This is a genomic window from Collinsella aerofaciens, assembly GCF_040920445.1.
Lineage (GTDB): Bacteria > Actinomycetota > Coriobacteriia > Coriobacteriales > Coriobacteriaceae > Collinsella > Collinsella aerofaciens_BH.
The window spans coordinates 19,282-45,901 of the sequence record NZ_JBCOTQ010000014.1; the positions used below are offsets into that span (position 1 = coordinate 19,282).

Here is a 26,620-nt window from a genome sequence, read left to right on the forward strand (position 1 = left end):
TCTTGCGCTCGAATCGCGCCTAAACAAGTTGAAGGTTGATGACGATGACGCAGATGAGCAGCAACGCCGTCACCACCGCCGCCAACGCATCGCCGCGGCCAAACGTAAGTGCATGCAGACGCGTGCGTCCCTGTTCGCCGTGATAGCAACGCGCATCCATGGCGGCCGAAAGCGTCTCGGCATGACGGAACACACCGGTGAACAGCGGAATCGCCACACTGCCGAGCATGCGCACACCGCCGAGCGGACCGCCCGTCACGCGCGCGCCGCGGCTTGCCTGTGCATCGGCCGTCTGTTTCATCTCGGTGGCAAATTGCGGCATAAACCGCAGCGCGATACCCATAATCATGCCGAGCTCGTGCGCCGGAAGCCCCACGCGCGCAAATGGTGCGAGTAGACGTTCAAAGCCCGCGGTGAGGTCGAGCGTCGGCGTGGTGAGTGTAATGGCGCTCATGCCGGCCATCATCAACGTCAGGCGGCACGCCACAAACGCCGCAGAACGCAGCGAGCCCTCGCTCACCTGCAAAAAGCCAAGCTGCCACAAAATGCGGCCGCTCTGATCGGAAAACAAGTTGAGCACCGCGACTACCACGACAATCGCCAGCAGTGGTGCCATCGATGATAGGACCCGACGCAACGGCACCCGGGCCACGACATAGACCAGGACCACAAACATTGCGACCGGAACCAGCCCGCAAAAGCTTCCGACGGTGAGCACGGTGACCAGAAAGGCGAAACCTAGGAGCAACTTAGTACGCGGATCCAGGCGATGCACCGCGCTATCCCCGGGATAGTAGCTGCCAAATGAGAACGCCTCCATCAGCAGCCCTCCTCTCGCGCGGCTATCTTGGAACCGGCCTGACACGGAGCCCTCAAAGGCCCTTCCGCGCAGCCCAGCAGCAAGCCGGCCAGCTCGTCGGCCAGTGCCTCAACCGTATAAAGTTTGTCGCAGCGGAGCGGCACACCGGCTTGCACGAGCGATAATGCCATGCGCTGAGCGGCAGGGGCGCCCAGGCCGATTGACTTGAGCTCGTTCGCGTGCGCAAAAACCTGTGCGGGCGTTCCCTCGGCAAACACGGCGCCCTCGTTCATCACAACGATACGGTCACAGCAATTTGCCAGGTCATCCATGCTATGCGAAACCATGACAACAGTCAGGCCCTCGCGATGGAGTCGATCGATGAGCCCCAGGAAATCCCCGCGCGCAGCCGGATCGAGCCCCGCCATGGGCTCGTCGAGCACCAGCACCTCGGGCTCCATGGCGAGCACGCCGGCAAACGCCACGCGGCGCTGCTGGCCGCCCGAAAGCTCAAAGGGGTTCTTGTCGCCTATCGCGGCAAGGTCGAGGCCCACGCGCGCAAGCGATGATGCGACACGGCGTGCAACCTCGTCTTCTGGCAGGCCAAGGTTGCGCGGGCCAAACGCCACGTCCTGCGCCACGGTCTCGGCAAATAGCTGGCGCTCGGGATACTGAAACACCACGCCGACCTTGGCCTTAACCGCGGCGGCGTCTTTCTTGCTTGATAGGTCGAGCCCCAGCGCGCAAACGCTTCCCTCCTGCGGACGAATCAACCCGTTGAGATGCTGAACCAGCGTCGATTTACCCGAGCCGGTATGACCCGCCAATCCCAGAAACTCGCCGCGGCGCACCGTCAGCGAAACATCACGTAGCGCCCAGGGGCTGTTTGGATCGTTGCCCCAAAGAGCCTGTTTGCTCGATGCGTCCGCAGTGGTCGAGCGCTTGCGCCATCGACGGCGCTCGCGGGCGCTCAGCGAGTAACTATGCGAGAGGTGCGAAATCTCGATAACGGGCTCCGATGCGGCCGCCTCGTTAGTCGCGAAGGATGCATTGTCGAGCATACGAGAATCGGATGCAGAAGGCTGCACTGCGACGTCCGCCCCGCCCCGCTCGGCGTAAACCCGCGCAATCTCGGCGACCATATCTGCCTCGCGCACCTGCGCGCAAACGGGCACGCCCTTCTCACGAAGTGCCCTACCTAGGCAGCACGACGCCGGCATATCCAGGTTGAGCTGCGCAAGTTCGTCCGCCCGCGTCAAGATTTCCTCGGGCGTACCGATCATGGCAACGCGGCCCGCTTGGAAGACAGCAACGCGATCGGCCTCGGCGGCCTCTTCCATAAAGTGCGTAATCATCACGATGGTCATGCCGCGATCATGCAACGCACGGCAAGCCTTCATGAGGCCCTTGCGTCCACGCGGATCGAGCATCGAGGAAGCCTCGTCCAATATGAGCACGCGCGGTTCCATGGCGAGCACGCCGGCAAGCGCCACGCGCTGCTTTTGGCCGCCCGAAAGCGCGTGGGTCTCGTGGCGCTCAAAGCCCACCAGGCCCACGCCCTTCAGTGCCTCGCGTACGCGCTGCGCAATTTGCGCCGATGGCACGCCAAGGTTTTCAGGACCAAACGCAACGTCATCTTCGACAAGCGTTGCTACCAGCTGATCATCGGGATTCTGGAATACCATGCCCGCGGTCGAACGAATGTCGTAGACCAGCTCGGGGTCGGACGCATCCATGCCGTTGACGCGTATCGTGCCCGCATCGGGCTGCAACAGTGCATTCAGATGCTTGGCAAACGTCGACTTGCCCGACCCATTGCCACCGAGGATGCAGAAAAACTCGCCATCCTCGATGTTCAGATCGACGCCGTCGAGTGCCGGTGCGGCACCGTCATAGCTAAAGGAAACGCCCCGACACTCAATCATGCGCGGCCTTTGACCTGGTCCTTTTTAGGCGTGATGAGGTTGGAGACCGCTTTGTACACTGCAAGCGTCAACACCGAGTTAAGCACGGTCTTGATAAGGTTGAACGGCAGCACGGCAGGAATCATGAGCGGGGCGATCACATCGACCGAGCCATACCAGAACCATACGCCAATGGTAAGGTTTGCGACCATAGACAACGCCGTAGCAGCAATAACGCCGAGCACCAGGCCAATCACGGCACCCTTATAGGTATGCATCTTCTGGTAGACGATAGCCGCGGGCAGAATGTAGCCCAGCGTGGCAACCAGGTTCATAAGCGCGCCGACCCAGTCACCCGTGGTGAGCGCATGGATAACGATCGCCATGGCTGCAACAGCGGTACCGGAACCGGGGCCATACGCAAACCCGCACACCATCGCCGGCACCAGCGACGGGTCATACGTCAAAAACGGCGCCGAAGGAAGAATGGGCAGCTGCACATACATAAACAGGGCGCCCAAGGCGCACATCAACGCCATGGTAACGAGCTGTTTGGTGCTCCACCTATTCGTGTTCTCAAAATGGATATGCTGCGACTGTTCAGACATAAGATCACCTGCCTCTTTCATCCGGACTCTAACCGTTGGTACTGGGGTCTCACCAGTTCAGCCGGCATGCGAACCAACACACGCACGGGTCGCGGACTCATCGGCTCGGTCGCAGACGCCTCGTCTGCGCCACGGCACCCCTTTGGCACCGCCCGATTTACCGCCAGTGGGGAATTCCACCCCGCCCTGAAACAGCAATTGCAAGTGTAGCACCAGCAGGCTTTTGCGCAAGTATGCCAAGGGTAATTTATGGCGGGGACCAGTTGCCGCAACTACCACGTTCCCCATCCATCCCAAAGTAGCGCGCCTTTCGCGGCAAAGCCGCGAAACAGCGACCGGGACACGTATCCCCATCAGCCACGATCTCCGCCCACGCCGACCTCAAGGCCGTAAACGCAGGGAATCCGGGGGCGTGACGGGGCTTCTCTCCGGAATATTCCGCAGGACGCAAAGAGGCTCCGCAGCGCGAAGCGCGATGCGGAGCCTCTTTGCATGTCCGAGGACGTTCCGGAGAGAAGCCCCGTCACGCCCCCGGATTCCCGGTGGGAGTTCTAGACCTTGTCGGCCTTAGTACATACCGCCACCCTGCTGACCAGCGGTAGCAGCAGCGATAGCGTCCTCAAGCTGAGTGTTCTTGGGCACATCGGAGACGGTGGCCTCGGTGATGAGGATCAGGCTGGCGACAGAAGCAGCGTTCTGCAGGGTGACGCGGCTTACCTTGACGGGGTCGAGGACGCCCATCTCGATCATGTCGCCCCACTCGCCGTTGGCAGAGTTGAGACCCTGGCCGGCGGGCAGCTCGGCAACCTTGTCGACCACGACAGCGCCCTCAAAGCCAGCGTTCTTGGCGATGGTAGCGACCGGAGCGGTCAGAGCCTTCTTGACGATGTCGACGCCGATCTTCTCCTCGGGGTCGTCGATCTCGACAGCATCGAGCGCAGGAACAGCGTCCATGAAGGCGACGCCGCCACCGGCGACAATGCCCTCCTCGACAGCAGCTCGGGTTGCCTGCAGGGCATCCTCGACGCGATGCTTGATCTCCTTGAGCTCGGACTCGGTAGCAGCGCCAACCTTGATGACGGCAACGCCACCGGAGAGCTTGGCCAGGCGCTCCTGGAGCTTCTCGCGGTCGAAGTCAGAGGTGGTGTTCTCCATCTCGCCCTTGATCTGAGCGATGCGGGCGTCGATGGCCTCCTTGGAACCAGCGCCGCCAACGACGACGGTGTTGTCCTTGGAGATGGTGACGGACTTAGCGGTACCGAGCATATCGGCGGTGATGTCAGCGACCTTCACGCCCAGCTCGTCCAGAGCGGCCTGGCCACCGGTAAGGACGGCGATGTCCTCGAGGATGCGCTTGCGGCGATCGCCGTAGCCCGGAGCCTTGACGGCGCAGACGTTGAGAGCGCCACGGATCTTGTTGAGGACCAGGGTGGGCAGGGCCTCGCCGTCGATGTCCTCAGCGATGATGAGCAGGCCACGGCCGGCGCGCTGGACAGCCTCGAGAACAGGCATGATGTCCTGAACGCTGGAGATCTTCTGGTCGGTGATGAGGATGTACGGATCCTTCATCACGGCCTCCATGCGGTCGTTATCCGTGACGAAGTAAGCGGAGACATAGCCCTTGTCGAACTGCATGCCCTCGACGGTGTCGATGGTGATGTCGAACGTCTGGGAATCCTCGACGGTGATGACGCCGTCCTTGCCCACGACCTCCATGGCCTCGGCGATCTTCTCGCCGACCTCGGGGTCACCGGCGGAGATGGTACCGACGGAAGCGATCTGCTCCTTGGTCTCGACCGGCTTGGCCTGCTTCTTCATCTCGGCGACGGCGGCGTTGACGGCCTTATCGATGCCGCGACGGATGGCCAGCGGGTTGGCGCCAGCGGCGACGTTACGCAGGCCGTCGTTGACGATGGCCTGGGCGAGCAGGGTTGCGGTGGTGGTGCCGTCACCCACGGTGTCGTTGGTCTTGGTGGCGACCTCCTTCACCAGCTGAGCGCCCATGTTCTCGATGTTGTCCTCGAGCTCGATCTCCTTGGCGACAGAAACGCCGTCGTTGGTGATGGTCGGGGCACCGAACGTGCGCTGCAGCGCAACGTAGCGACCCTTGGGGCCCATGGTGACGGTAACGGCGTCGGCCAGAGTGTTGACGCCCTTGGCAAGCTTAGCGCGGGCATCGGTGTTGAACGTAATGTTCTTTGCCATGGTAGGTAATCCTCCAAAAGAAATGTGACTCGCGTCGCCGCTTCCGAGTCCTGTGCGGCGGGCGCGTTCAAAGACGAATCAGAGATTCTGACGAGACTAGGCCTCGACGACGGCGTAGATGTCGTCGGCGCGCATCAGCAGATACTTCTCGCCGTCGACCTTGACCTCGTTGCCACCGAACTTACCGTAGATGACAACGTCGCCAACCTTGACGTCCATGGGGATGCGCTCACCCTTGTCGTTGACCTTGCCGGCACCAACGGCAACGATGGTGCCGCGCTGCGGCTTCTCCTGAGCGTTGCTGGCGATATACAGACCAGAAGCGGTCTTCTGCTCGGCCTCGTCGGGCTTGACCAGAACACGATCTGCAAGCGGCTTCAAAGACGACATGCTTGTCTCCTCCTTTTTGGGCCGCGCGGTTATACCACGCGAATTAACCCTTTTTGTTTGCGTACGCGTTGAATGGTACCCACGAATGGCGGGTTATACAACACAGAGTCAAAAAATCTTATTTTTTGGCACTTAGATTTTCTGAATGCCGCGGGATAACTTAGCAGTGGCTCCCGGGGCGGACCGGAGGGCATGAAGTTTGCTGCTCTACAGTCCTGCGCAAGACGGAAAGCACATTAAGTGCTTTCCTTTGCGTGCGGAACTCGCGACAAACTTCATGCCCTCCGGTCCGCCCCGGGAGCTAGGTTAACTAATTCGAGCCCGGTATTCAGAAAAGTCAGTGCAGCAAAATGGCGATGCAGATGGGGTTAGCGCTCGTAAATCAAGTTGCCTGCCAGGTAGGTCGCCTGAACCTTGGTGGCCTGGAGCTCTTGGGGGTCGATGGTGAGCGGGTTTTGGTCCAGGACTACCAGGTCGGCATACTTGCCGGGCTCCAAGCTGCCGAGGTTTTGCTCGTCGCCCGCTGCATAGGCGCTGCCCAGGGTGTAGTTGCGCAGGGCTGTTGCTGCATCGATGCGCTCGCTCGGTAACCAGCCGCCCTCGGGCCAGTGGCTTTTGGGATCCTGGCGCGTGATAGCCGTGTAGAGCACGTTCATGCTTGTAACAGCTGTGATGGGGCTATCGGTGCCGAAGGCTTGGCGGATGCCGCGCTGCTTATAGGTCGCAAACGGCCACATGATGCGGCTGCGTTCCAGGCCCAGATCGCGCTCGGGGCCGCCCGGGTCGAGTGTAATGTGACAGGGCTGGCTCGAGGCAACGACGTTAAGCTTGCGTAGACGATCGATGTCCTCGGGCAAGAGGTTCTCCAGGTGCTCGAGCGTGTTATGGCCGTGCTGGGGCAGGCCGTACAGGTCGGCGGCCTCCTCGAAGATATCCAGCGCGGCATGAATCGCACCGTCACCAATGACGTGGATGCGCACGGTGTGACCGCGCTCCGCGGCCGCCAGAACCAGTTTGCGCATGCGCTCAGCCGGAACCGTCAGACGGCCCTGATCGCCCGGGAAGCGCGGGTTGGTATAGGGCTCGGTGAGATAGGCCGTGTGTTCGCTCGACACACCGTCGAAGAACTGCTTAAAGCCTGGCGCCGAGAGCAGCGCGTTGTTCGCGTAACGTGCCTGCAGCTCTTCCAGGCGCGACTGGTCATCCAGCAGCGTGGGGAACAGATGGGCTCGGATGCCCAACTTGCCGGCTGCCTGCAGCTTGTCATAGACGTCGTCGCGGATAAAATCGCAGCCCGGCATGGGCATGAGCGACATATCGCATATCGAGGTGATGCCCTGCTCGGCCATCCGCCTCATTTGATCGGCGTAAGCGCTTGCGATGCGATCCTCGCCCAGCCACTCAAGGCAGCGCGGTAGCAGCTGCATGGCAGCCGCCTCGTGAGCAATACCCATGAGCTCGCCGTTTGCGTCCTTGTCGTAGCTACCGCCCGCTGGTGGCTCGCTGTCGCGCGTGACGCCGAGTGCATCGAGTGCGCGGGTGTTGAGCCACAGCGTGTGCCCGTCGCCCGAATACATAACACAGGGACGATCGGGGAATGCCGCATCGAGCGACGCCTTGGTAGGATGCTCGGGCGGGTCCCAACGGTAGTCGCGCCAGCCCTGCGTCACAACCCAAGCGTCATCGGGCAGGTCCTTGGAAAACTCGAGCGCGTGCTGCACCAGCGCAGCCTCGGACGTGCCCATATCCATGAGCATGTACGGCGAGGAACCGACCGAGGTATGAAAGAAGTGCAGATGAGCGTCATGGAAACCGGGGCAGACAAACTGCTCGCCGTAATCGATAACCGGCGTGGCGGCAGGAGCGGCGGCGATCACGTCATCGGGCGCACCGACTGCGACGATACGGTCGCCTGCGATGGCAATCGCCAGCTCGCGGGCGGTATCGATGCCGTCTTGCGCGGTAAAGACGTTCTTGGAGCGGATAATCCGATCGATATGTTGCATGGGCATCCCCATCTCTGGCAGGAAATTCAACACCCCCGAGTGTACTCCCCCGCCCCTGTAACAAAACCCCAAGCGGCAAACGGCAACTTTACCAGCCCTAGCGGCAGGTGGCATACTGGAGAGAGCCTGTACGATTTTGCGATCAACCCAGCAAGGAGCAAATCGACCATGACGAAGACCAAGGCACAGCAGATTATGGCGGCGACCGAGGCTCGCGCGGCTGACGACGTCACCGCAGCCATCAAAGATATCGCTACCGAGTTTGAACCATATATCATCAAGCAGCGCCGGCACTTCCATAAGCACCCGGAGCTGAGCCTTGCCGAGGAGCGCACGACCTCCGACATCGCCAACCAGCTCGACGCCATGAATATCCCCTACGAGCGTCCGCTCAAGACCGGCTTGGTGGCAACGCTTCGCGGTACCGCGCCGGATGCCTACCGCGAGGACGGCACACCACGCCGCCGCATCCTGCTGCGCGCCGACATCGACGCCCTGCCCGTCACCGAGCAGACCGGCGAGGAGTTCGCCAGCGTCAACGAGGGCTGCATGCACGCCTGCGGCCACGACTGCCATATCGCCATGATGCTCGGAACGCTGCAAATCCTGCGCCATATGACCGACGACATCCACGGCGAAGTCCGCATCGTATTCCAGCCCAGCGAGGAAAACGGCCAGGGCGCTAAGCTCATGATCGGCACGGGTGTGCTCGACGGCGTCGATGGCGCCTACGCCGCGCACATCTGGAGTGAGGTCGACGCCGGCACCGTGAGCTGCGAGCCCGGTCCGCGCATGGCCAATACCGACTGGTTCCGCATCGACGTCCGCGGCACCTCGTGCCATGGCGCCATGCCCCAGCGAGGTCACGACGCCGTCATGGTTGCCGCCGAAATTGTCAACGCCCTGCAGACCATCGTCTCGCGCGAAATCAGCCCCTACGAGCCGGCCGTCATCACCGTCGGCGAGCTACACGGCGGCACCGCGCGCAACGTTATCGCCGGCACGGCCTACCTCGCCGGCACAGTGCGCACCTACGGCGATTCGACCCACGAGGAAATGCCGGAGCTCATGCGCCGCATCGTGGAGCATACCGCGGCAGCTCTGGGCGCCGAGGCAGAGCTCACCGACTACACCATCGCCAACTACAAGGTCGAAAACGACGCCGCCTCGAGCGAGCGCTGCCGTCAGGCTGTAATCAAGTGCCTGGGCCCCACCGGCCAAGGCCATTATCGCGGCACGCTTTCGGGCGAGGATTTTTCGGAGTACCTGCGTCGCGTACCGGGCGTGCTCGCCTTTGTAGGTACGCGCAACCCCAAGATTGGCGCCACGTACGCCCAGCATTCCTGCTTCTACAAGATCGACGAGACCGTGCTGGCAAAGGGCTCCATGGTGGCCGCCCAGTATGCTATCGACTTTTTGGCCGAGCCCACGCAAGAGGAGCTCGACGGCCCCGCGATTACCGCGGTCGCCGAAACCAACCCCGATCTGGCCGCCAAGTTGCGCTCTGCCAAGGCGACGACCGCCGAGGCTCGCGACGCCATCCATGATGCCCGCACGGCTCGCCATGCCGCAATCAAGGGCATCCACGAAGCTCGCGCCGCCGCTCGTCACGAGGAAAAGCGCGACGAGTAGTCGTCACACCCATCCATAACAGCCTGGCTAAAGCAAAGCGGGGGCGGACGTATCGAAACGTCCGCCCCCGCTCATTCTTCAAGCGCTATTTCTACCATTTCTACCCCGTCCCCAAATAGCAGGCGGCGTGGCTACTCGTCCTGAGGCTCCTCGTCGGAGCTTGGCTCGGACGCCGGCTCAGGTGCAGGTGCCGGCTCAGGCTCAGGCTCAGGCTCAGGTGCAGGCTCGGACTCAGATGCCGTCTCAGGCTCGGGCGCCGGCTCAGGCTCGGTCGCGGGAGCGGGTGCAGGTGCCGGCGAAGCATCCGGAGCACCGTAACCCGAATGGGTGGACTTCTTCTCGAAGGGCAACACAAAAGTCAGGACGTCGTCCTTATCCTCATCGGCCCACTCGCTTGCATAGCGTGCGGCCCAATAGCCAACGGCACGGTGCTTGAGCATCTTGCCAAAGACCGTAAGAAATACGGTGACGAAAGCGACCAGCACCAAGAACAGCGCGAGCGTGACGCCACCGCCGGTAACAATTGCCTCAATACCCGTAGGACGATAGTAGTAGCTATACATACCGACAGAGGCAATGGCGCCAAAGACGACCGTCAAGATCCATGTGACAACGTTGGCGACCAGGCCCGTCAAAAACTCGGGAAGGAACGAAGCACAGAACAGCTTGGTCTTGTTGTGCTTAAACGCCGCCCAGACCTTATCGAGCGAAAACGCGCTCTCGACACGCCCGGTCACCGCAAAGTGCATCACGGCGATGTCGGCGAACATCTTAAAGAAGACACCCAGAATCGCCGAGGCAATTAGCGCCAGGACAAGCAGGCCAAGCGAGCCAAACAGCGCAGCCTCGAGCGCATAAGAGCCGTAATAAGAATACGAGCCCGCAGCGCCAATTACCACGCCCTCCACCAGCGAAAGCACTACACCGATAACGGGAATGGCAGCGATAACCTCGAGCACGACCGAAATAACGCTCGAAAAGACTCCGAGACCAAACGACGTGGAACGCATCAGCGGACGATCAATGCCGTCATCGATCTTAAGCGACAGATCGCGACCCCACTCGATGCCAAAGCCGGAACCGCACACGCTCGCAATGCAAGCTGCCAAAAAGCCGATGGCAGCCGCAATGCCGCCAATAACGGGAATAAACAACACGAGCACCGACACAACGCAAATCAGCGCCGGCAAAAACGCGATTTGGCATACACGCTGAAGCACACCCGGAGTCTTGGTCATATCTTGGAACGCCTGAGCCACACAGCCCTTTGGCGCATTCGCCACGGGCGGTTGCGGAACAAACTGCTGGGGCTGAGGCTGTCCCTGGGGAGCGGGGCCAGCGGCACCGGCATTAGGAGCACCACACACGCCGCAGAACTTGTCGTTATCGCCCATAGGGGCGCCACACTGCGAGCAGAACATCGAAATCATCCCTTCGTATCTAGAGCGAATCACCTGGATCGCAAACGATGTCTTTGGCATCATTATCACCCAATGTGGGGTCAAATACTCAAAGATGACCGATTTGCAAGATACACGGCGCCAGCAGGCGGTTCGTTGAATACGTCTGTGCTAGTTCGTTCCGCGGAAGCCCTTGCCGACAATCTCGGAGCTGTCGACGATCGTGATAAAGGCACCCGGATCGACCTCGCGCGCATAACGGCGCAGCTGCACGGCCTCGCGACGGCTCAGCACGCTCATGATCACCGTCACACACTTGCCCGAGAAGGCACCGTAGCCCCGGCTGATGGTCGCCGTGCGGTTGAGATGCTTGACGATAAACTCCTCGACCTTAAGGGGTTCGGAGCAAATGACCGTGCAGACCTTACGAAGATGGATGCTCTCAATGGCTTTGTCGACCACAAGCGTCTTGGCAAACAGGCCGAGCACACAATACAGACCGACACGCGGGCCATACAAAAAGGCCGCGATGGCCACGATGCCGATATCAACCAACAGCAGCGCGCGGCCAATCTCGAGCGTCGTGCGGCGCTTGAGGATCATGGCAAGAATGTCCGTGCCGCCCGTCGAGGCGCCAATATCAAAGACAATAGCGCTGCCGAGCGCCGGCAAGATGACGGCAAAGCACAGGTCGAGCCACATATCACCCGTCAGAGAGACATCGGTCGGAATAAAAAGCTCAAACAGCGAAACATAGGCCGAAAGCGCAAACGAGGCGAAGACGCTCCACAGGATTGCCTTGCGCTCCAAAAAGATAAAGCCCAAGACGACGAGAACCGCGTTGATAATCCACATAAAAACGCCGACGGGCAGGGTCGGGAACAGCGTGGACAGAATGACCGACACGCCCGAGGTGCCGCCAAAAGCAAAGTGATTAGGGGTTTTAAACGCAACGATGGCGAAGGCCGTAAGAATCAGGCCCAGATTGAGCTCGGCAAAAAAGCGCGGGAAGCCCGGCTCCTGGCTGCGCTTTTGACCGACACGCTCGCCGCGCTCGATATCGGTGCGATCAACCACGCGCTCCATCGGCACCACGGGAGGACGATGCACCTCCTCGGCAGCACGCGATGCCGCCTCTGCCGCGGCGGCCTCAATCGCCCATGCCTTGCTTTCTGTTTCGTGCTCGTCGGCCATTACGGCAACCCCTCGTTAACAATTTGGAAACAATGCGCCCATTAGGGTAACGCGGAACGCGACGATTGCAACCCCTAGTTAGACGAGCGGTATGCCCACATCGGGGGGCATACAAATAACGGCCGGCCACGCTTTTGCTTGCGCGGTCGGCCGTTTAACGTTTTCGCAGATAAAGCCTGCCAAAACAAACCTGTCCCTTTTTGGAAGGTTACTCGTGCTGGCTGGTGCGGTGCTCGTACTCCTCGGGGGTGATGACGTCCTCGATGCGCAGGTTGACGCCCGCCACCTCAAGGCCGGTCATCGCGGCAAGGCGCTCGGTGACACGTGCCTTGACATCGTCGAAGATCGCGGGCGCATAGGCGCCGTACTCGATAATGACGGAGATGTTGACGACCACGCGATTGTCATCGGTGACCTCAACCGTCACGCCCTTGGTCAGATTCTCGGCACCAAACTGCTCCTGCACAAAGTGCATAAGGTTACCCTTCATGCCCAAAACGTGCGGCACCTCGCGGGTGGCCATGGCGACGATCTTCTCGATCACACCGTTGGAATAGGTCAGCGAGTCCTCGGACTCGTCTGTTTCCTCATCATCCTCGTCCGCGTCATCGGCGGACTCGGCCTCGACGAGCGCCTCATCCTCGAGCGTCACATCCTCGGCTTCGGCGACGGCCGCCTCATTCTCCTCGAGCTCGGTATCGGCCACATCGACCTTCGTATTAAAAGCCATGGTTCCTCCTTATGCCTGCCGCGGATGCGACAGTCGAATACATATTAGCGGCCGCTAAACAGACGACCGAAGAAGTTGACGATCCCGTTTTCGCCGTCGCGAATTTGGCCGATCACGGCGCCGATCAGCACGAAGAATGCAATGACGAGCGTGTCCCACAGGCCGAGCGTGAGCACCAACACGGCAAGGATAAAGCCAGCGACGGCGCCGAGCGTGGTGTTGGGATGACGCACGGCATAGCTCCAGATGGCAGCGCCCGTACCCTTGATGAGACGCATAGCCTCGTCAAAATCCGCGGCTGCCGCGTCTTGTAACTCGGTTGCCTCTGCTTTGGAATCAACAGGTTCGCTCGCCGGTGTGGCGCTCTGGTCAATCGTCAGGCGCGGCGTACGAGCGGTCTTATCTTGATTGGTATCACTCACCGGAAACCTCCACGGTCTGGACGGTAGTCTTGGACGGCAAAAAACGGACGCGCGTGGTCGTACCCGGCGTGCCGAGCATGGTGTCGCAAGCTTCCTCGATGCGCTGCTGCATCGCGGTAGCCAGAGATGCCACGTCCTTATCGTCAAGCGCGATAGCCTCGACCTTAAAACGGACGTGCGAATCGTCGGAACCTTGGACGCGGGCCTCGACATGCTCGACCATCACGCGGTCGTCGCGCTCGGCAGCAGCCCTGGCGCACGAAGAAAGCGCCGCGAGCGTGATCTCGATATTGCGCTCCCCCGCCGGATGCACGCAGGACGGCTCGCGACGAGCAAACATCAGGCGGAAGAAGCTTATCAGCACGCCAATCGCCACAACTCCGCCGCATGCCGTCACGACAATGCGCGGCATGGGGTCGCGCATCAGCAGCATAAAGCGATACGTATACGGCCCCCAAAACTGGCAGACAAGCGTGCCCAGCGCCACGATGGCGGCGGCAAGATACACAATCGCTAGGGCTCGTTTGAGTACGCGCACGTGGCGCTCCCTTCAAATCTCGGCTCTCGAAATGCAAAACGGTTCGCATCATTATAAAAGAGCCGGGTCCGGTGCTCTACGCACGCGGATCCGGCTCATCTATTCCACGAGGCTTGCATGCTCGCTTCATTATGCCCAGATATGCACGGCTTAACCCGTGCGGGCGCTACTCCTCCTCGAGGGCAGCGATGACCTCGTCGGTCATGTCCATGGTGCTGTAAACATCCTGGACGTCGTCGAGCTCCTCAAGACGGTCGATGAGGCGCTGGACCTTCTTGGCGTCGGTACCGGAAACCTCGGTCGGGGTGGTCGGGACCATGGTGGTCTCGGAGCCCTTGACCTGGACGCCCTGCTCCTCGAGCGCCTTGGAAACAGCCATGACGTCGTTAGCAGCGGTCCAGACGATCCACTCCTCGCCGGCATCCTCGTAGTCCTCGCCACCGGCCTCGGCGATGGCCATCATGAACTCATCCTCGTCACCGGCAGCACCGTTGGCGATCATGGTCTCCTTCTTGGCGTTCTCGTCCAGGATCTCCTTGGCGACGACGATCTGGCCCTTACGCTCAAACTGGAAGGCGACGGAGCCGGAGGTGCCCAGGTTGCCACCAGCGTGGGAGAAGGCGGAACGGACATCAGCGGCGGTACGGTTGCGGTTGTCGGTCAGGCAGTCGACGTAGACGGCGACACCGGCGGGACCGTAGCCCTCGTACACGATGTTCTCGTAGACGGCAGCGTCGGCACCCGAACCAAAAGCCTTGTCGATAGCGGACTTGATCTTGTCCTTAGGCATGGACTGAGCCTTGGCCTTGGCAACGGCAGCGGCGAGGCTGGCGTTGTTCTCGGGCAGCGGGTCACCGCCGAGACGGGCAGCAACGGTGATGTTGCGGCTGAGCTTGGAGAAGAGGGCGGAACGCTTGGCGTCCTGCGCGCCCTTACGATGCTTGGTTGTGGCCCACTTAGAGTGTCCGGACATACGTGTCTCCTATCGGTTTCGACCTAAAGCCCAGCGCAGATGCTCGGGCAATATAAACAAACGTCGTTATGATATACCTACCGGCCTGCGAGATAAACCCCAAAATGAAGGCGTCGTGATGATGCCCCCCTTTGGTGCAAAGAAACCTGACCCCAATGCACCAAGTTAGGACCAGAGGAGATCGCTGCGGGTGATGGTGGCGCCGATGGCAAAGGGCATGCAGGCGATGACCGGATACAGATAGCGCATGTAGGTCGAGCCGTTGCAGGGACCGATCAGGCACACGGCGAGCACGCCCAGCAGCGGCAACCAGATCGCCAGCGCACGCCACGAATGACGACGTAGCAGATAGACCACCACGGCGATCATGATCCACACATAGGTGGCCGAGCTCATGGTGAGCGAAATAAACGGGATGCGCTGCACCGCCACACGGTACAGATTGATCAGGTGGTCGCACCAGCGCACTACGTTGCTATCGACCGGATGGAAGTCGAAGTACTTGAGGTTGTCGGGACGCGCCATGATCTCGGCACTACGCGCCGTGCTGTAGACCCAGGCATCGCGCGCGCTCGGATAAAAATAACCATAGTAGTTATTGATAAGCGCCGAAATATAGCACTCGGGATCCTTCTTAAACATCTGAGCCCATACCTCAAAATAGGCATCGATGTCCTCCTGCGAGGCGTACTCGTTAAAGCAGTTCTTGACGGCATCGGACTTGTCGGGGTTGTAGCGGCGGCCCAGGTTCTCGTACTTGAGTACACGATCGATCACGGCACGCTCTTCGTCGGTCACCAAGCCGTCGCAAGGAGCTTCCACGATGGTGCCGTCCTCCTTAACCGTAGGGTTGACGCCCGAGTTAAGGCCGTCGTGCTTTTGGACGAAACGAGCCGTCTGCTGGAACGGAATCGAAAGGATTTCGCGCTTGGAACCAGGCGTGATGTCGTGCGCTGGCATAAAGACCTTGGTGAAGTACATATTAGAGGCAAGGCAGAGCGCGAGCACCGCGAGAACGCCAACCCAGCGGAAACGCGGGATGCCGCCCGAAGGCGCAGCACCAGCCTGCTTGACTGCACGATGAGCCACATGCGCGTCCCATGCGCAAAACGCCGCCGCGATTACACATGCCGCCAGGGGAAACACCAGGCCGCCGTTGCGCAGAAACGTGGAACCCATGGCGCCCAGAGTGAGCAGCAGCCAGTCATGTCGCGCAAAGAGCACGGGCCTCTGTTCGCCCGCACGCTCGGCATTGGCATCACGACGGGGCAAGCCACATGCCACGAGCTTGACGGTCTGTACCAGCAGCACCAAGAACGCGTCGGCAAAGAGCACGTCTTTGGTGAGCAACGCCGCGTAGTTAGAGAACATCGGCATAAACGCAAAGAACAGCAGGATCGCACCGCGAACCGGCAGGCTCACGCCCAATTTGCGCAGCGACGAAATGGAATAGGCCATGCAGGCAGCCGTGATGACAAATTGAGCGCAGGTGTAGATGGCAAGACCCGCGTTAGCGCTGTTGAACAGCGAAAGCCCCAGCTGAACGCACGAGCCGATAATGGCCGTGTGCACTACGGGATGATGCCCGTTGAGCAGCACGTTGGGGTTGAGTAGGCGCAGGTAGTCGCTCGTGCCGTTGGGATAGTTGAACCACTGGCGAATCTGCGCGCCCGTATCTCCCATAAAAAGGCCGGGCAGCGAAGCGATGAGCGTGGGCGTCCAGGCGATCATAAGCACCAGGAAGGGCCCGGCAAAGGGATGGACCGAGAGCACGGCGTGAGTCACACGCCATACGCGGCCAAAGTGCGCTTCGGAAAACGGGATGCGCCGAGAGCTCAGCCAATCTAGACACTCAAAGGCAAGGTAGAAGGCAACGATCGCCAGGAGAATCCAGCCCGCGCCGCCAATCCAGGCGCAGATGATGCGAGCTTTGTCGCCAAGGACAATCTCGGCCGAGTCGGTGAGGTCGTAGCTGCGGCCGAACACCATGCAGATGGCGAAGAACAGCGACGGCAGAATGATCGATGGACGCCAGGTGTCGCCACGGCCAAAGAACACGTAGCGAAACGGCAAGGTGAGCAGGCAGGCAAGTGCAAGCAGCATGACCGCGTCGGTATGGCCGGCAAACGAAAGGAGCACCTCGTAGCACACGTACAGCATGCCCGAGGCTTTGGGGTCAATCGCCAAGACTGCGTTGCTCGACACCGGGGCAGGATCGATGGAAAACGCCGTGGTCGCCAACAGCGCGAGCAAAAATGCGATGAGCGTCTGCTTGGCGGGGTAGCGCTTAAACCAGACGATGCGGGCAGCGTCGCGCGCAGCCGTTGTGGAGAGGTCGGAATCCTTCACAGTCCGAAAGCCTTTCTAGAAACCTGCCAAAAAGGGACAGGTTTATTTTGGCAGGTTTTATCTGGGGAAACGTTACGGTTCTGTCATCGTTGCCCAGCGAACCACCACAAAGGTGCCTGTTCACTTTTTGGTGGTTAAGCGTCGAGGTAGATGCGCTGGGGTTGGTTGCGGCGACGAGCAAAGATGATGAGCGCCAGGCCCGCGATTACGAGCGGCAGGCTCAGCAGCTGACCCATGGTGATGACGCCGCCCAGCAGATAGCCCAGCTGCGCATCGGGCACACGCACAAACTCAATCAAAAAGCGAACGATGCCGTAACCCATCACAAAGACGCCCATAAACGTGCCTTGGGGCAGTAGCGGCTTTTTGCGGCTGAGCACCTGCAGAATGCAAAAGAGCACAATACCCTCGAGGAATGCCTCGTAGAGCTGGGAGGGATGGCGCGGCATATCGCCCGCGGTGCCGCCAAAGATCACGCCCCAGGGCAGATCGGTCGGCTTGCCCCACAGCTCGCCGTTGACAAAGTTGGCGCAGCGTCCCAGACATAAGGCCAACGGAGCACCGATAACGGCAAGGTCGGCGATGGTCCAGGCGTCGAGCTTGTACATGCGGCACACGAGCACGCCGCCGATGATGCCGCCCACCAGGCCGCCATGGAAGCTCATGCCGCCTTCATTGGTAGCAAAGATCTCGAGCGGATGCGCCCAGTAGTAGCCGTCGCCGTAAAAGATGACGTAGAACAGGCGGGCGCCAATGATAAGGCCAAAGACCACGCCGACCACGACACTCGTCAGGTCGTCGACCGTAATGTCAAAACCCCAACGGCGCTGCGTGCGGTACATGACGACCGCCGTGAGCAGAGCTCCGACCACATAGGCCAAGCCGTACCAGTAGATGGTGATGGGCCCCGCCGAGATGGCGACGGGATCAAGCATATGGTAGAGGTCGTTGAGCATATCGGTCCCCCTGCTCCCTACATACAAATGCGGCCGCGGGCCTTGCGCTCGCAGCCGCATATTCGGGCGTGACGTCTATGCGGAGCATATCGCCCGCAGCTTTCGCATCTTAGAACGGCGCGTACTCGTCGTACAGGTCATCGGTCTCGCCGGAGGCATTGACCTGCTCGACACGCGTAACGCCGGGCACGTGCTCCTTGAGGATACGCTCGATGCCCATGGAAAGCGTCAGGGCGCTCATGGGACAACCGGCACAGGCGCCCTGAAGCTCCAGCTTGACGACGCCCTCGTCATCAACGCCTATATACTCCATGTCGCCGCCGTCGGCCTGTAGGTTGGGGCGAATCTCTTCAAGAACCTTCTTAAGCAGCTCTTCGTTAACAGCCACAGGGGCTCCTTTCTCACAATAACGCGGGCGCGCCCGCGGACAGAGCTATGTTACTACAGCCGTGTACCCGCTCACGAGCCGTCCATGCGCGCAGACGCGACTTTCACGAGTAGTCAATTTGGGACGGGGCTCTTTTGGCTGCCTTTTGTTGCCAGCTGGCGTTGCCACGCGCTACTGCTGAGCCCGCCCCTCGGTGCCGATGTGAACATCGACGATAACCTGGCGGTAGCTGATGCCACAGGAGTCGAGGATGCGGCGGCTGATGCGTCCGTCATCGGTGTCGGCGTACTTGTTGTCCAGGTAGACGACCTCGCCCACGCCCACCTGAGCCAAAATCTTGGCGCAGTCGTGGCACGGGAACAGCGTGACGTAGACCGTGGAACCCTCGAGGTCCTTGAGCGAGCCACGGTAGTTGAGCACGGCGTTGGCCTCGGCATGGACCACGTAGTTGTGCTTGTCCTGCAGCGGGTCGTCGCTCGTACCCCACGGGAAAAAGTCGTCGTTGAGCGCCGAGGGTGTACCGTTGTAGCCCACCGAAAGGATGCGGTGGTTGGTGTTGGCGATGCACGCACCCACCTGCGTGTTGGGGTCCTTGCTGCGGCGCTGCGCGGCGATGGCCACGCTCATAAAGAACTCGTCCCAGCTAATGACGTCCAGGCGCTTGCCTGACGAAGTTTGATGAAGATCGTCCGACATGACAGACACCTCCGTAATCGCAATAGTTTGACCCATTGTAGCAGGTGAAAGGTGGAGGCGTTTGTCCCACCGGCGCCCTCACTTTTACACGCGGCGGGGCTTTTGGTTGATGCGGTAGAGCTCGGCCAGTCCCCGCAACGTCAGCGCGTCGTCGACCGTCAGACTGTGACCGACCAGCGACGCGAGTGCCTCGGCATCGTCGCCGGTAATGACGATGGGCACGTTGCCTTCCCCCGCGGCCTTGGTCGCGCGCATCTCGGCGAGCACCATGTCGAGCATGCCGTCGATGCGGGCTACCTCGCCCAAGACCACGCCCGAGCGCATGGCCTCGCGCGTGTTGCGGCCGATCACATGCGTGGGCGCCGAAGGCTCGACCTGCGGCAGACGCGCCGCAGCGGCCGAGAGCGAGCGGGCGCCGAGCGCCAGACCCGGCGCGATGACGCCGCCCACAAAGGTACCGCACGCGTCGATGACCTCGATATTGGTCGTCGTGCCCAGGTCGATCACGATGCACGGAGAGCCGTAGACGGCACGGGCCGCCACGGCATCGGCGATGCGGTCGGGGCCGATCTCGGCCGGGTCGTCGTAGTGCACGGGCATGCCGGTCTTGAGGCCCGGCCCCACGGTGAGCACGCGCCCCGTGCAGGTACGGGAAAGCGCCGCCTTCCACGGGCGCTCGAGCGCCGGCACCACGCAGCTCAGCACGGCCGCCGTGGGCACGAGCGCGCCGGGCATGCCCGCATCAGCCGCCAGCGCGGCCATGACTTGAGCGAGACGCATACGCGCTTCGTCGGCCGTAATGCTCGATGGCGTCGTGATCTCGCACGTCGCAAGCGGACATTCCTGCGCCGCGGCCGAATCCTCGGCAAACAGGCCAAAGCGAATGAACGTATTGCCCACGTCGACCGTCAATATATATGCGCACCCATTAAGCATCGTCGGCGCTCCTTTCGTCTGCCCAGCAGTATATCGCCTACCTAAACCAGTCATCCCAAAATGACTAGCTTGCCGCTATACTGGTGCGCGGTCGCGCGCGAGCTCACGCGGCGGCCCTTGGTAACCCGACTTCCCGCGCCGTATCCGTAGCGGCGCTCCCGGGGGAAGCGGATATACGCAAAGGAGTTCTATATGAGCAATCCCTCGAACCGCGCCTCGATGCGCGGGCAACTCACGCTGCGCGGCGTCGTCATCGGCGTCCTTGGCTGCGTGATCATCACGGCAAGCTCGGCCTACACCGCCCTCAAGATGGGCGCACTCCCCTGGCCGATCGTCTTCGCTGCCGTCATCTCGCTGTTCTTCCTTAAGCTCATGGGCAATGCCAGCCTCAACGAGGCCAATGTCACCCACACTATCATGTCCGCGGGCGCCATGGTCGCCGGCGGCCTGGCGTTTACCATCCCGGGCGCCTGGATGCTGGGCTATGCCGACCAGATCAGCTGGCTCGACATGTTTATCGTGGCACTCGCCGGCACCATCCTGGGCCTGCTGGCCACCGCGCTCATCCACCGTCACTTTATCGTGGACGCCGCGCTTGAGTTCCCCACCGGCAACGCCGCAGCTCAGACCCTGCGCGCCACTGAGGCCGGTGGCAAGACCGGCAAGCAGCTCTTTGGCTCCATGGCCGTCGCCGGCATCTACAGCGTGCTGCGCGACGCTCTGGGCGTGGTGCCCAGCATGCTGTGCACGCTCAATATCCCCGGCGTGACCTTTGCCATCTACAACTCGCCCATGTTGCTGTCCATCGGCTTTTTGGTGGGCTTCGCCCCCGTCGCGTTCTGGTTTGCCGGCGCGCTGCTGGGCAACTTTGGCATCATCGTCGGCGGCACCGCCGCCGGCCTGTTCGATATTGTGACCGCGCAGGGTATCGTCAAGTCCCTCGGTATGGGCCTTATGATGGGCTTTGGCGTCGCTGTCGTCCTTAAAGACATCCTGCCGCAGGTCGCCGGCATCGTCCGCGGCCTCGCCGCCGACAGCTCCACCGACACCGACGAGCAGTCGCTCATCTCGGGCTCGCTTAAGCTCGACGCCGGCATCATCGGCCTGGGCACCGCCGCCATTGCCGTGATCGTAGCCATCGCGCTCGACCTTGGCCCCGTTCCGGCCGTCATCGTCACGCTGTTCACCTTTGTCACCACCATCATGAGCGCGCAGAGCTGCGGCCAGACGGGCATCGACCCCATGGAGATCTTTGGCCTCATCGTCATGCTCATCGTGGCAGCCTTCGCGCAGCTCGCGCAGGTCAAGCTGTTCTTTATCGCCGGCATCGTGGCCGTGGCGTGCGGCCTTGCGGGCGACGTCATGAACGACTTTAAGGCCGGAGCCGTACTGGGTACCAACCCGCGCGCACAGTGGGTCGGCCAGGCCATTGGTGGCATCGTGGGTGCCCTGGTCGCTGCCGCTGTCATGGTCGCGCTCGTCACCGCCTATGGTCCGGACGCCTTCGGCCCCGACAAGAGCTTTGTGGCCGCGCAGGCAAGCGTGGTCGCCACCATGGTCTCGGGCATCCCGAGCGTGCCGTGGTTCGCGGGCGGCTTTATCGCCGGTATCATCATGTACTGGCTCGGCATTCCGGCCATGATGATCGGTCTAGGCGTGTACCTGCCGTTCTACATGTCGCTCACGGCCTTCCTAGGCTCCTGCGTCAAGCTCGCCTACGACAAGTGGGCCGCACACCGCGACGCCGAGGCCGGTCTTTCGGACGAGGAGAAGGCTGCCAAGGATGCCGCCTTCCAGGAGCAGGGCCTGGTCGTTGCCAGCGGTCTGCTGGGCGGCGAGTCCGTCGTCGGCGTTATCCTGGCGTTTGTTTCTGTTGGCCTGAGCCTGCTGGGCTAAACCCAATAACAACGCACCTGTGCAGAGCGCGGAGTCGGAGACCATCCGGCCCCGCGCTTTTCTGTATCTGCCGAAACCCTCGGCTTCAGCCTCATTTGACGCGCCCCCTTTACCTACTCGTCTAAGTTTCACGTCAAGATGACCACCCCGCCTGTCGCGGTGTAGAGTAGAGGTAGCGGATGCGATGCATAGCCCGCGGCGGAGCGAGGTGAACATGAAACTCGATAACCAGCAGCTCAAGCGACTGCGCGAGCGCCATCACCGGCGCCACGGCATCCGCCCTGCCTATAGCGAGGTCATGGAGAACGCCGGCCGCTTCCTGAGGCGCGCATTCAACATTCGCGAGGGTCGCGCACCCTATCACGTGATTCGCAAGCGCTTTGTAAATGGGGCGCGCCTGACCGGCTCTCACCTGTGCATCCTCATCATCGCCATGCTCATCGCGAGCATCGGCCTCGATATCGATTCGGACATTGCCATCGTGGGCGCCATGCTTATCTGCCCGCTCATGGGCTCGGTGCTTGCCATGGCATACGGCATTGCCACGCTCGACCGCGAGATTACCGTCGAAGCCGTCGCGGGCTTGGCTCTACAGATGGTCCTTTGCCTGATCACGTCCACGCTGTATTTTAAGCTCTCGCCCCTTGGCACCACCACGGCCGCCATCATCGATAACTCGACACCCACCGTATGGGACCTTGCCGTCGCGCTCGCGGGCGGCTTTGCGGGCGGGCTGGGTAACTCGCGCGACCAGGAGCCTTCGACGCTCATTGCCGGCGTAGCCGTGGCGACCGCACTCATGCCGCCCCTGTGCGCGGCAGGTTACAGCATTGCCATCGCGAGCGGGTCGCTGTTTCTCTCAGCACTTTATGAGTTTGGCATCAACGTGGTCTTTATCGCACTGGCTGCCGAAGCCGTGCTGCTTCTTTTACGCGTGCCGCTCAAGCGCGACCTGAACGGCGACGGTATTGTGACTGCCGAGGAAAACGACGAGGTCAACGAGCTATCGCGCAAGGTGCGCCGCCACATCATCGTGGGCACGGTGATCTTTGCCGTCCCCTGCATCGTTATGACCGCGGGGTCTATTGGTTCGGCGCAGGCCGGCGTGCAGGACGGCTACGGCGTCACCGAAACCACGCGCGAGCTTGCCGCGGTGCTACCGGGCTTCAAGGATTACACCGTCGCCGTCGAAACCTCAGCCGCCGAAGGCGACGAGGAGGGCATCGTCGAGCGCGAGGTTGTCGCTCACGTGACGACAAGCGAGGCGCTCGGGGCGCACGACCGCCGCGTTGCCCGCAAGCTCATCGACCTCAATGTGCCCGAACTCGGTCGCGTGGAGTTTGACGTGAAGTGATGCGGGACGCGAGGTGGCCCGGCACGAGAGCGCTGGCGCGGGGCGCAGGCACAGCCAAGCGCAGCGCTACAGCTCGTACTTGTACACGCGGTAGATGTACTTCTCGGCTTCCATCTCGTAGGTGGCGATGGGCAGTCCATAGCGATCATACTCGGTGAAGGTCTTGGCCTGACCCGATGCCACGAGCATGCTGTTCGAATCGCCGACGCGCTGTGCACTGCTTACGTAGCCCGAGAACGGCACTGCGATCTGGTCCACAAGCTCGTAGGTGCGCGCGGTCTCGTCCACCGTAAAGATGCGTCCAAACGAATGCGTTCCCTTACTGTAGTCGGTCACCACCGCGGCGCCCAGCTTGCCCCAGTCGAACTTGGGATAGCTCTCGGCCGCACCAAAGTTGTTGTCGTACAGCAGCACCTGGTAGCGACCGGTCGTGGTCGTCTCGTCGTTTGGCAGATAGGTCACACTGTGCTGACCTGCGTTGAGCGAAAAATCGCCTTGGGCCTGCAGCAACTTGTCCTCAAAGCCCGAGCCGGCCCAAAACTCTGGCGAGTCCATAAGCCAATCGACCGTAGGCGTGCCGTAGATATCCGTGAGCTTGATGACCGTTGAGGTCTCGCGCGAGCTGAGCAGAACGGTGCCGCCGCCGAGCCACTGGATCGTGTTGATGTGAATCCAATCCAGGTCGCCGTCCGAGGCAACCTTGGCGCTCGCCTTGAGATTGGGGAATATGTCGCCCAGGTCCACGACGAGAGAGATGGCACCTGTTGTTATGTCGACCTTGATGATGAGGTCCTCGACATTAACGCGATCGTCCTTGTCTTTTTTGGCGGCCGCGCGGTCGACGTCCAAATCGGCCTCGGAGCCGGCATGGCTCGCCAGCACCAGCAGATTGCCGTCGTCATCGAAGGCGTAGTCGTGGTGTAACTCATAGTCGCCCGTGCTCCAGACATTTACCACCTGGCCGATGGCGTTAATCTGAGCCATCTTGGTCGTCGAAATGCTCATAATCATGCTGCCGTCGCCCGAAAACAGCAGGCGATGGCTACGGTAGCCGATGATCGGCACCTCGCCGCGAATCTGGCCCGCGTTGTCGTAGAGGTACATGAAGTCGAGCTTGGATGAGTCGTTGCCCAGGATGGCAAAGAGGCCATCGGCAAGCGGCGTGTTGGACTCCCCCGCCGTGACGGCGAGCCGCTCTTCTTCCTCGCCCTTGAGAGCCGGCGTCTTGATGGTAAAGGTCGAGGTGCGACTGGTACCGTCTTGTGCCGTACAGGTGAGGGTCACCTTGTTTTTATGGTTGGGAATGAGTCCAATGACCTTGAACTCGTGCTCTATGGCCGGCGTGTCGCCGCCGCGGGGCGTACGGGAAAACGCGGCGACTTTGGGGGCGTCGCCGGCCTTTTTGCGTTCGGCGACCTTGTAGGAGACGGTTACGGGATCCGCCGTTGCAAAGCGCACGTAGCAGCTCAGGGTATCGGTGCCAAGGGGATCTGCCTTGACGAACGGGGCGGTATCGTCGAAGCTGCCTGCGGCGTAATCAGCATCGAGCTGGTCTTTGATGGCCGCCTGCTTCTCGACGTCGTAGGTCGCGAGAATCTGCTTGTGGAGCTTCTTTTGCTCGTCGGTGAGCTCGTTGCTCGCAGTGGATGCGGCACCCGTGCCGGCCCCGCCGACTGAACAGCCCGTGAGCCCCGTCCCGGCAAGTGCCAGCGCGCCCGCCGCACCCGCAAGAGCCGCTCGGCGCGAGAATAGCCTAATGTCCTTGTCACTCAATTCCATATCGTTACCGTCTTTGAATACCACCGTCGTTTTCCTCATATACCATGGCGTTTGCCCAGGCCTGTCCAATTATGACTCGCAGCTTAACAAACGCCCCTTAAGGCTAGCTTAGGCTCACGGCAGCCGGAGCTGTTAGCCGCAAGACGCACAGGGGACGCAGAAATGCGATGATCCGCTTTCCTCCGTCCCCGAGGGATCATTTTTTAGTACTTGAAGAAGCCCTCGCCCGAGCTTTCGCCCAGCTTGCCTTCGTCGAGCATCTGCTTGAGGACGGATGCCATGGCCTTAAAGTTGTAGGGCATCATCATCTTTTTGAGCAACGGGCTCACCAGGCCCGGCACCTTCTGGTACTGCATAACGATGTTGTAAGCCGTCTGGATACCAACACCGTATCGAATACGCGGAACGGACCCTTGGGGGCGCCGGTGCCACGCGTCCATGCGAGGTCGATGCTCTTTGGGTCGCTCACGCCCGAGACATACAGGTCGAGACCCGAAAGCAGCCATGGCACCAGCATGGAATTGAGCAGGTAGCCGTTCTTTTCCTTGTTGACGGGCAGGGCAAGCATGCGAATGTCGTTGGCGAAGTCGACGAGCTCGTCGAAGTAGCGCTTGTCGGTTTGGTCCTGCGCCATGACCTCGGTCATGTTGTTCTTCCAGATGGAGTTGGCAAAGTGCAGCGACAGGTACTTCTCGGGACGGCCGGTGTACTTGGCAAAGGTGCTCGGCAGCAGCGTAGAGGAGTTCGTCACGACGACGGTCTTTTGCGGGAGAACCGGGGCGAGCTTTTTGTAGAAGTCGATCTTTGCCTGGGTGTCCTCGGCCATAGACTCGATGACCAGGTCGGCGTCGGCTACGGCCTTGGCAAGATCGAGCTCCAGCTTGAGCGTGGAGTAGGCACGCTCGACGGCGGCGAGTGCCGCCTCCTTGTCGAAGGGCTGGCCGCTATCGGCGATACCGGCGCACCACTCGCCTATGCCATCCGCCATGCCCTCGATTGCCGCGATGTACTCCTCGCGCACATGATCGATCTTGGGCTGGGTGCGGCCGATGCTGCCCTCGCTGCGCAGCCAGATCGTCACATCAAAGCCGCAGTAGGCAGCCTGAAAGGCAATCTGGCTTCCCAACACGCCGCCACCGGCAACACAAACGGTCTTGTAGCTCATGGAACGGTCCTCTCTTACGTAATTCCATAGATGTGTATTTATTCAACCGTAAGGGGACTGCATGCTGGGGATGGGTTCTATAAACGGACGGTAATTTGCGGCGAACGGCTACATTTGTTCATTATTTCAAGGCGCCGAGGGCGATTTTTTGTGCCACCGAGACGTCGTTTGCGGAAGTATGCGGCAAATTCCGGAACCCTTGAGTACACCCCGGTTTTCCGCCAATAAAACCGACGCTCCTATAAGTTGTCAAGAGGCAGTTTGCGGGAGCGTTCTCTCCAATTCGCACAGGAGCTCGTA

23 protein-coding genes and 1 riboswitch are annotated in these 26,620 nt (G+C 61.1%); of the genes, 3 read left to right on the forward strand and 20 right to left on the reverse strand.

What is annotated here, in order from left to right:
• Positions 1–19: 19 nt before the first annotated feature.
• The 6 genes from AB5405_RS03675 to AB5405_RS03700 form a co-directional block, all read right to left on the reverse strand.
• Positions 20–820 carry an energy-coupling factor transporter transmembrane component T family protein gene (locus tag AB5405_RS03675; protein ID WP_368137632.1) on the reverse strand — a complete coding sequence of 267 codons (801 nt, stop codon included), beginning with the start codon at positions 818–820 and terminating at the stop codon, positions 20–22.
• Positions 820–2,724 carry an energy-coupling factor transporter ATPase gene (locus AB5405_RS03680; RefSeq protein WP_368137633.1) on the reverse strand — a complete coding sequence of 635 codons (1,905 nt, stop codon included), beginning with the start codon at positions 2,722–2,724 and terminating at the stop codon, positions 820–822. Before AB5405_RS03680 ends, AB5405_RS03675 begins: the two co-directional genes overlap by 1 nt.
• Complete coding sequence (locus tag AB5405_RS03685; protein ID WP_346978593.1) at positions 2,721–3,311, reverse strand: ECF transporter S component; 591 nt, start codon at positions 3,309–3,311, stop codon at positions 2,721–2,723. Before AB5405_RS03685 ends, AB5405_RS03680 begins: the two co-directional genes overlap by 4 nt.
• A gap of 5 nt (positions 3,312–3,316) precedes the next feature.
• Positions 3,317–3,509: riboswitch (FMN riboswitch) on the reverse strand.
• Between the two features lie 369 nt (positions 3,510–3,878).
• Positions 3,879–5,516: a chaperonin GroEL gene (gene groL / locus AB5405_RS03690; RefSeq protein ID WP_118081059.1), complete on the reverse strand. Its 1,638-nt coding sequence runs from the start codon at positions 5,514–5,516 to the stop codon at positions 3,879–3,881.
• A gap of 96 nt (positions 5,517–5,612) precedes the next feature.
• Complete coding sequence (gene groES, locus AB5405_RS03695) at positions 5,613–5,906, reverse strand: co-chaperone GroES (RefSeq protein ID WP_022094351.1); 294 nt, start codon at positions 5,904–5,906, stop codon at positions 5,613–5,615.
• Between the two features lie 368 nt (positions 5,907–6,274).
• Entirely contained in the window at positions 6,275–7,912 is a 1,638-nt protein-coding gene (locus AB5405_RS03700) for an amidohydrolase (protein ID WP_368137634.1), read from the reverse strand.
• A 168-nt stretch (positions 7,913–8,080) separates the two neighbouring features.
• Here AB5405_RS03700 and AB5405_RS03705 point away from each other — a divergent pair, with 168 nt between their 5' ends.
• A complete protein-coding gene (locus AB5405_RS03705) occupies positions 8,081–9,544 on the forward strand; it encodes a M20 family metallopeptidase (protein ID WP_368137635.1) in 1,464 nt (487 codons plus the stop codon).
• 131 nt (positions 9,545–9,675) lie between these two features.
• On the opposite strand, the gene AB5405_RS03710 is transcribed toward AB5405_RS03705, so the two are convergent.
• From AB5405_RS03710 to AB5405_RS03760, 11 genes are all read right to left on the reverse strand, one after another.
• Positions 9,676–10,965, reverse strand: coding sequence for a zinc-ribbon domain-containing protein (locus AB5405_RS03710; RefSeq protein ID WP_368137636.1), 1,290 nt, complete (start codon positions 10,963–10,965; stop codon positions 9,676–9,678).
• A gap of 150 nt (positions 10,966–11,115) precedes the next feature.
• Complete coding sequence (locus AB5405_RS03715) at positions 11,116–12,138, reverse strand: YitT family protein (RefSeq protein ID WP_161144641.1); 1,023 nt, start codon at positions 12,136–12,138, stop codon at positions 11,116–11,118.
• Positions 12,139–12,346: 208 nt separating this feature from the next.
• The gene (locus tag AB5405_RS03720) at positions 12,347–12,868 is read right to left on the reverse strand and encodes an Asp23/Gls24 family envelope stress response protein (RefSeq protein WP_138374888.1); all 522 of its coding nucleotides are present in this window, start codon (positions 12,866–12,868) and stop codon (positions 12,347–12,349) included.
• Between the two features lie 44 nt (positions 12,869–12,912).
• A complete protein-coding gene (locus tag AB5405_RS03725) occupies positions 12,913–13,290 on the reverse strand; it encodes a DUF2273 domain-containing protein (protein ID WP_368137637.1) in 378 nt (125 codons plus the stop codon).
• Entirely contained in the window at positions 13,283–13,828 is a 546-nt protein-coding gene (locus AB5405_RS03730) for an Asp23/Gls24 family envelope stress response protein (protein ID WP_368137638.1), read from the reverse strand. Before AB5405_RS03730 ends, AB5405_RS03725 begins: the two co-directional genes overlap by 8 nt.
• Before the next feature lie 166 nt (positions 13,829–13,994).
• Positions 13,995–14,801: a YebC/PmpR family DNA-binding transcriptional regulator gene (locus AB5405_RS03735; RefSeq protein WP_055251993.1), complete on the reverse strand. Its 807-nt coding sequence runs from the start codon at positions 14,799–14,801 to the stop codon at positions 13,995–13,997.
• A 165-nt stretch (positions 14,802–14,966) separates the two neighbouring features.
• Positions 14,967–17,150, reverse strand: a complete 2,184-nt coding sequence (locus tag AB5405_RS03740) for a DUF6020 family protein (protein WP_368137639.1) — start codon at positions 17,148–17,150, stop codon at positions 14,967–14,969.
• Between the two features lie 134 nt (positions 17,151–17,284).
• Positions 17,285–18,106 carry a prolipoprotein diacylglyceryl transferase gene (gene lgt, locus AB5405_RS03745; RefSeq protein WP_022094473.1) on the reverse strand — a complete coding sequence of 274 codons (822 nt, stop codon included), beginning with the start codon at positions 18,104–18,106 and terminating at the stop codon, positions 17,285–17,287.
• A gap of 109 nt (positions 18,107–18,215) precedes the next feature.
• Positions 18,216–18,494, reverse strand: a complete 279-nt coding sequence (locus AB5405_RS03750) for a NifU family protein (protein WP_022094472.1) — start codon at positions 18,492–18,494, stop codon at positions 18,216–18,218.
• Positions 18,495–18,665: 171 nt separating this feature from the next.
• On the reverse strand, positions 18,666–19,190 hold the full coding sequence (locus AB5405_RS03755) for a deoxycytidylate deaminase (protein WP_161115098.1): 525 nt from the start codon (positions 19,188–19,190) through the stop codon (positions 18,666–18,668).
• 84 nt (positions 19,191–19,274) lie between these two features.
• Positions 19,275–20,126, reverse strand: a complete 852-nt coding sequence (locus AB5405_RS03760) for a type III pantothenate kinase (protein WP_368137640.1) — start codon at positions 20,124–20,126, stop codon at positions 19,275–19,277.
• A 192-nt stretch (positions 20,127–20,318) separates the two neighbouring features.
• On the opposite strand from AB5405_RS03760, the gene AB5405_RS03765 reads away from it, so the two are divergent.
• Both AB5405_RS03765 and AB5405_RS03770 read left to right on the forward strand, forming a co-directional pair.
• Entirely contained in the window at positions 20,319–22,022 is a 1,704-nt protein-coding gene (locus tag AB5405_RS03765; RefSeq protein WP_368137641.1) for an OPT/YSL family transporter, read from the forward strand.
• Positions 22,023–22,236: 214 nt separating this feature from the next.
• Complete coding sequence (locus tag AB5405_RS03770) at positions 22,237–23,376, forward strand: DUF389 domain-containing protein (RefSeq protein ID WP_368137642.1); 1,140 nt, start codon at positions 22,237–22,239, stop codon at positions 23,374–23,376.
• 66 nt (positions 23,377–23,442) lie between these two features.
• Here the strand turns inward: AB5405_RS03770 and AB5405_RS03775 are convergent, their stop codons facing one another.
• The 3 genes from AB5405_RS03775 to AB5405_RS03785 all read right to left on the reverse strand — a co-directional run bounded on the left by AB5405_RS03775 (position 23,443) and on the right by AB5405_RS03785 (position 26,320).
• On the reverse strand, positions 23,443–25,179 hold the full coding sequence (locus tag AB5405_RS03775) for an aryl-sulfate sulfotransferase (RefSeq protein ID WP_368137643.1): 1,737 nt from the start codon (positions 25,177–25,179) through the stop codon (positions 23,443–23,445).
• Between the two features lie 179 nt (positions 25,180–25,358).
• A complete protein-coding gene (locus tag AB5405_RS03780) occupies positions 25,359–25,511 on the reverse strand; it encodes a hypothetical protein (protein ID WP_368137644.1) in 153 nt (50 codons plus the stop codon).
• Positions 25,481–26,320 carry a 3-hydroxyacyl-CoA dehydrogenase gene (locus AB5405_RS03785; RefSeq protein WP_368137645.1) on the reverse strand — a complete coding sequence of 280 codons (840 nt, stop codon included), beginning with the start codon at positions 26,318–26,320 and terminating at the stop codon, positions 25,481–25,483. The genes AB5405_RS03780 and AB5405_RS03785 overlap by 31 nt, the downstream gene beginning before the upstream one ends.
• Positions 26,321–26,620: the final 300 nt, after the last annotated feature.

Coding starts and splice junctions, on each gene's coding strand:
- AB5405_RS03680 (WP_368137633.1), bottom strand. CDS start 2,724: ATGATTGAGTGTCGGGGCGTTTCCTTTAGCTATGACGGTGCCGCACCG.
- AB5405_RS03770 (WP_368137642.1), top strand. CDS start 22,237: ATGAAACTCGATAACCAGCAGCTCAAGCGACTGCGCGAGCGCCATCAC.
- AB5405_RS03685 (WP_346978593.1), bottom strand. CDS start 3,311: ATGTCTGAACAGTCGCAGCATATCCATTTTGAGAACACGAATAGGTGG.
- AB5405_RS03755 (WP_161115098.1), bottom strand. CDS start 19,190: ATGTCGGACGATCTTCATCAAACTTCGTCAGGCAAGCGCCTGGACGTC.
- AB5405_RS03710 (WP_368137636.1), bottom strand. CDS start 10,965: ATGTTCTGCTCGCAGTGTGGCGCCCCTATGGGCGATAACGACAAGTTC.
- AB5405_RS03705 (WP_368137635.1), top strand. CDS start 8,081: ATGACGAAGACCAAGGCACAGCAGATTATGGCGGCGACCGAGGCTCGC.
- AB5405_RS03715 (WP_161144641.1), bottom strand. CDS start 12,138: ATGGCCGACGAGCACGAAACAGAAAGCAAGGCATGGGCGATTGAGGCC.
- groES (WP_022094351.1), bottom strand. CDS start 5,906: ATGTCGTCTTTGAAGCCGCTTGCAGATCGTGTTCTGGTCAAGCCCGAC.
- lgt (WP_022094473.1), bottom strand. CDS start 18,106: ATGCTCAACGACCTCTACCATATGCTTGATCCCGTCGCCATCTCGGCG.
- AB5405_RS03765 (WP_368137641.1), top strand. CDS start 20,319: ATGAGCAATCCCTCGAACCGCGCCTCGATGCGCGGGCAACTCACGCTG.
- AB5405_RS03760 (WP_368137640.1), bottom strand. CDS start 20,126: ATGCTTAATGGGTGCGCATATATATTGACGGTCGACGTGGGCAATACG.
- groL (WP_118081059.1), bottom strand. CDS start 5,516: ATGGCAAAGAACATTACGTTCAACACCGATGCCCGCGCTAAGCTTGCC.
- AB5405_RS03735 (WP_055251993.1), bottom strand. CDS start 14,801: ATGTCCGGACACTCTAAGTGGGCCACAACCAAGCATCGTAAGGGCGCG.
- AB5405_RS03780 (WP_368137644.1), bottom strand. CDS start 25,511: ATGCAGTACCAGAAGGTGCCGGGCCTGGTGAGCCCGTTGCTCAAAAAG.
- AB5405_RS03675 (WP_368137632.1), bottom strand. CDS start 820: ATGGAGGCGTTCTCATTTGGCAGCTACTATCCCGGGGATAGCGCGGTG.
- AB5405_RS03720 (WP_138374888.1), bottom strand. CDS start 12,868: ATGGCTTTTAATACGAAGGTCGATGTGGCCGATACCGAGCTCGAGGAG.
- AB5405_RS03785 (WP_368137645.1), bottom strand. CDS start 26,320: ATGAGCTACAAGACCGTTTGTGTTGCCGGTGGCGGCGTGTTGGGAAGC.
- AB5405_RS03700 (WP_368137634.1), bottom strand. CDS start 7,912: ATGCAACATATCGATCGGATTATCCGCTCCAAGAACGTCTTTACCGCG.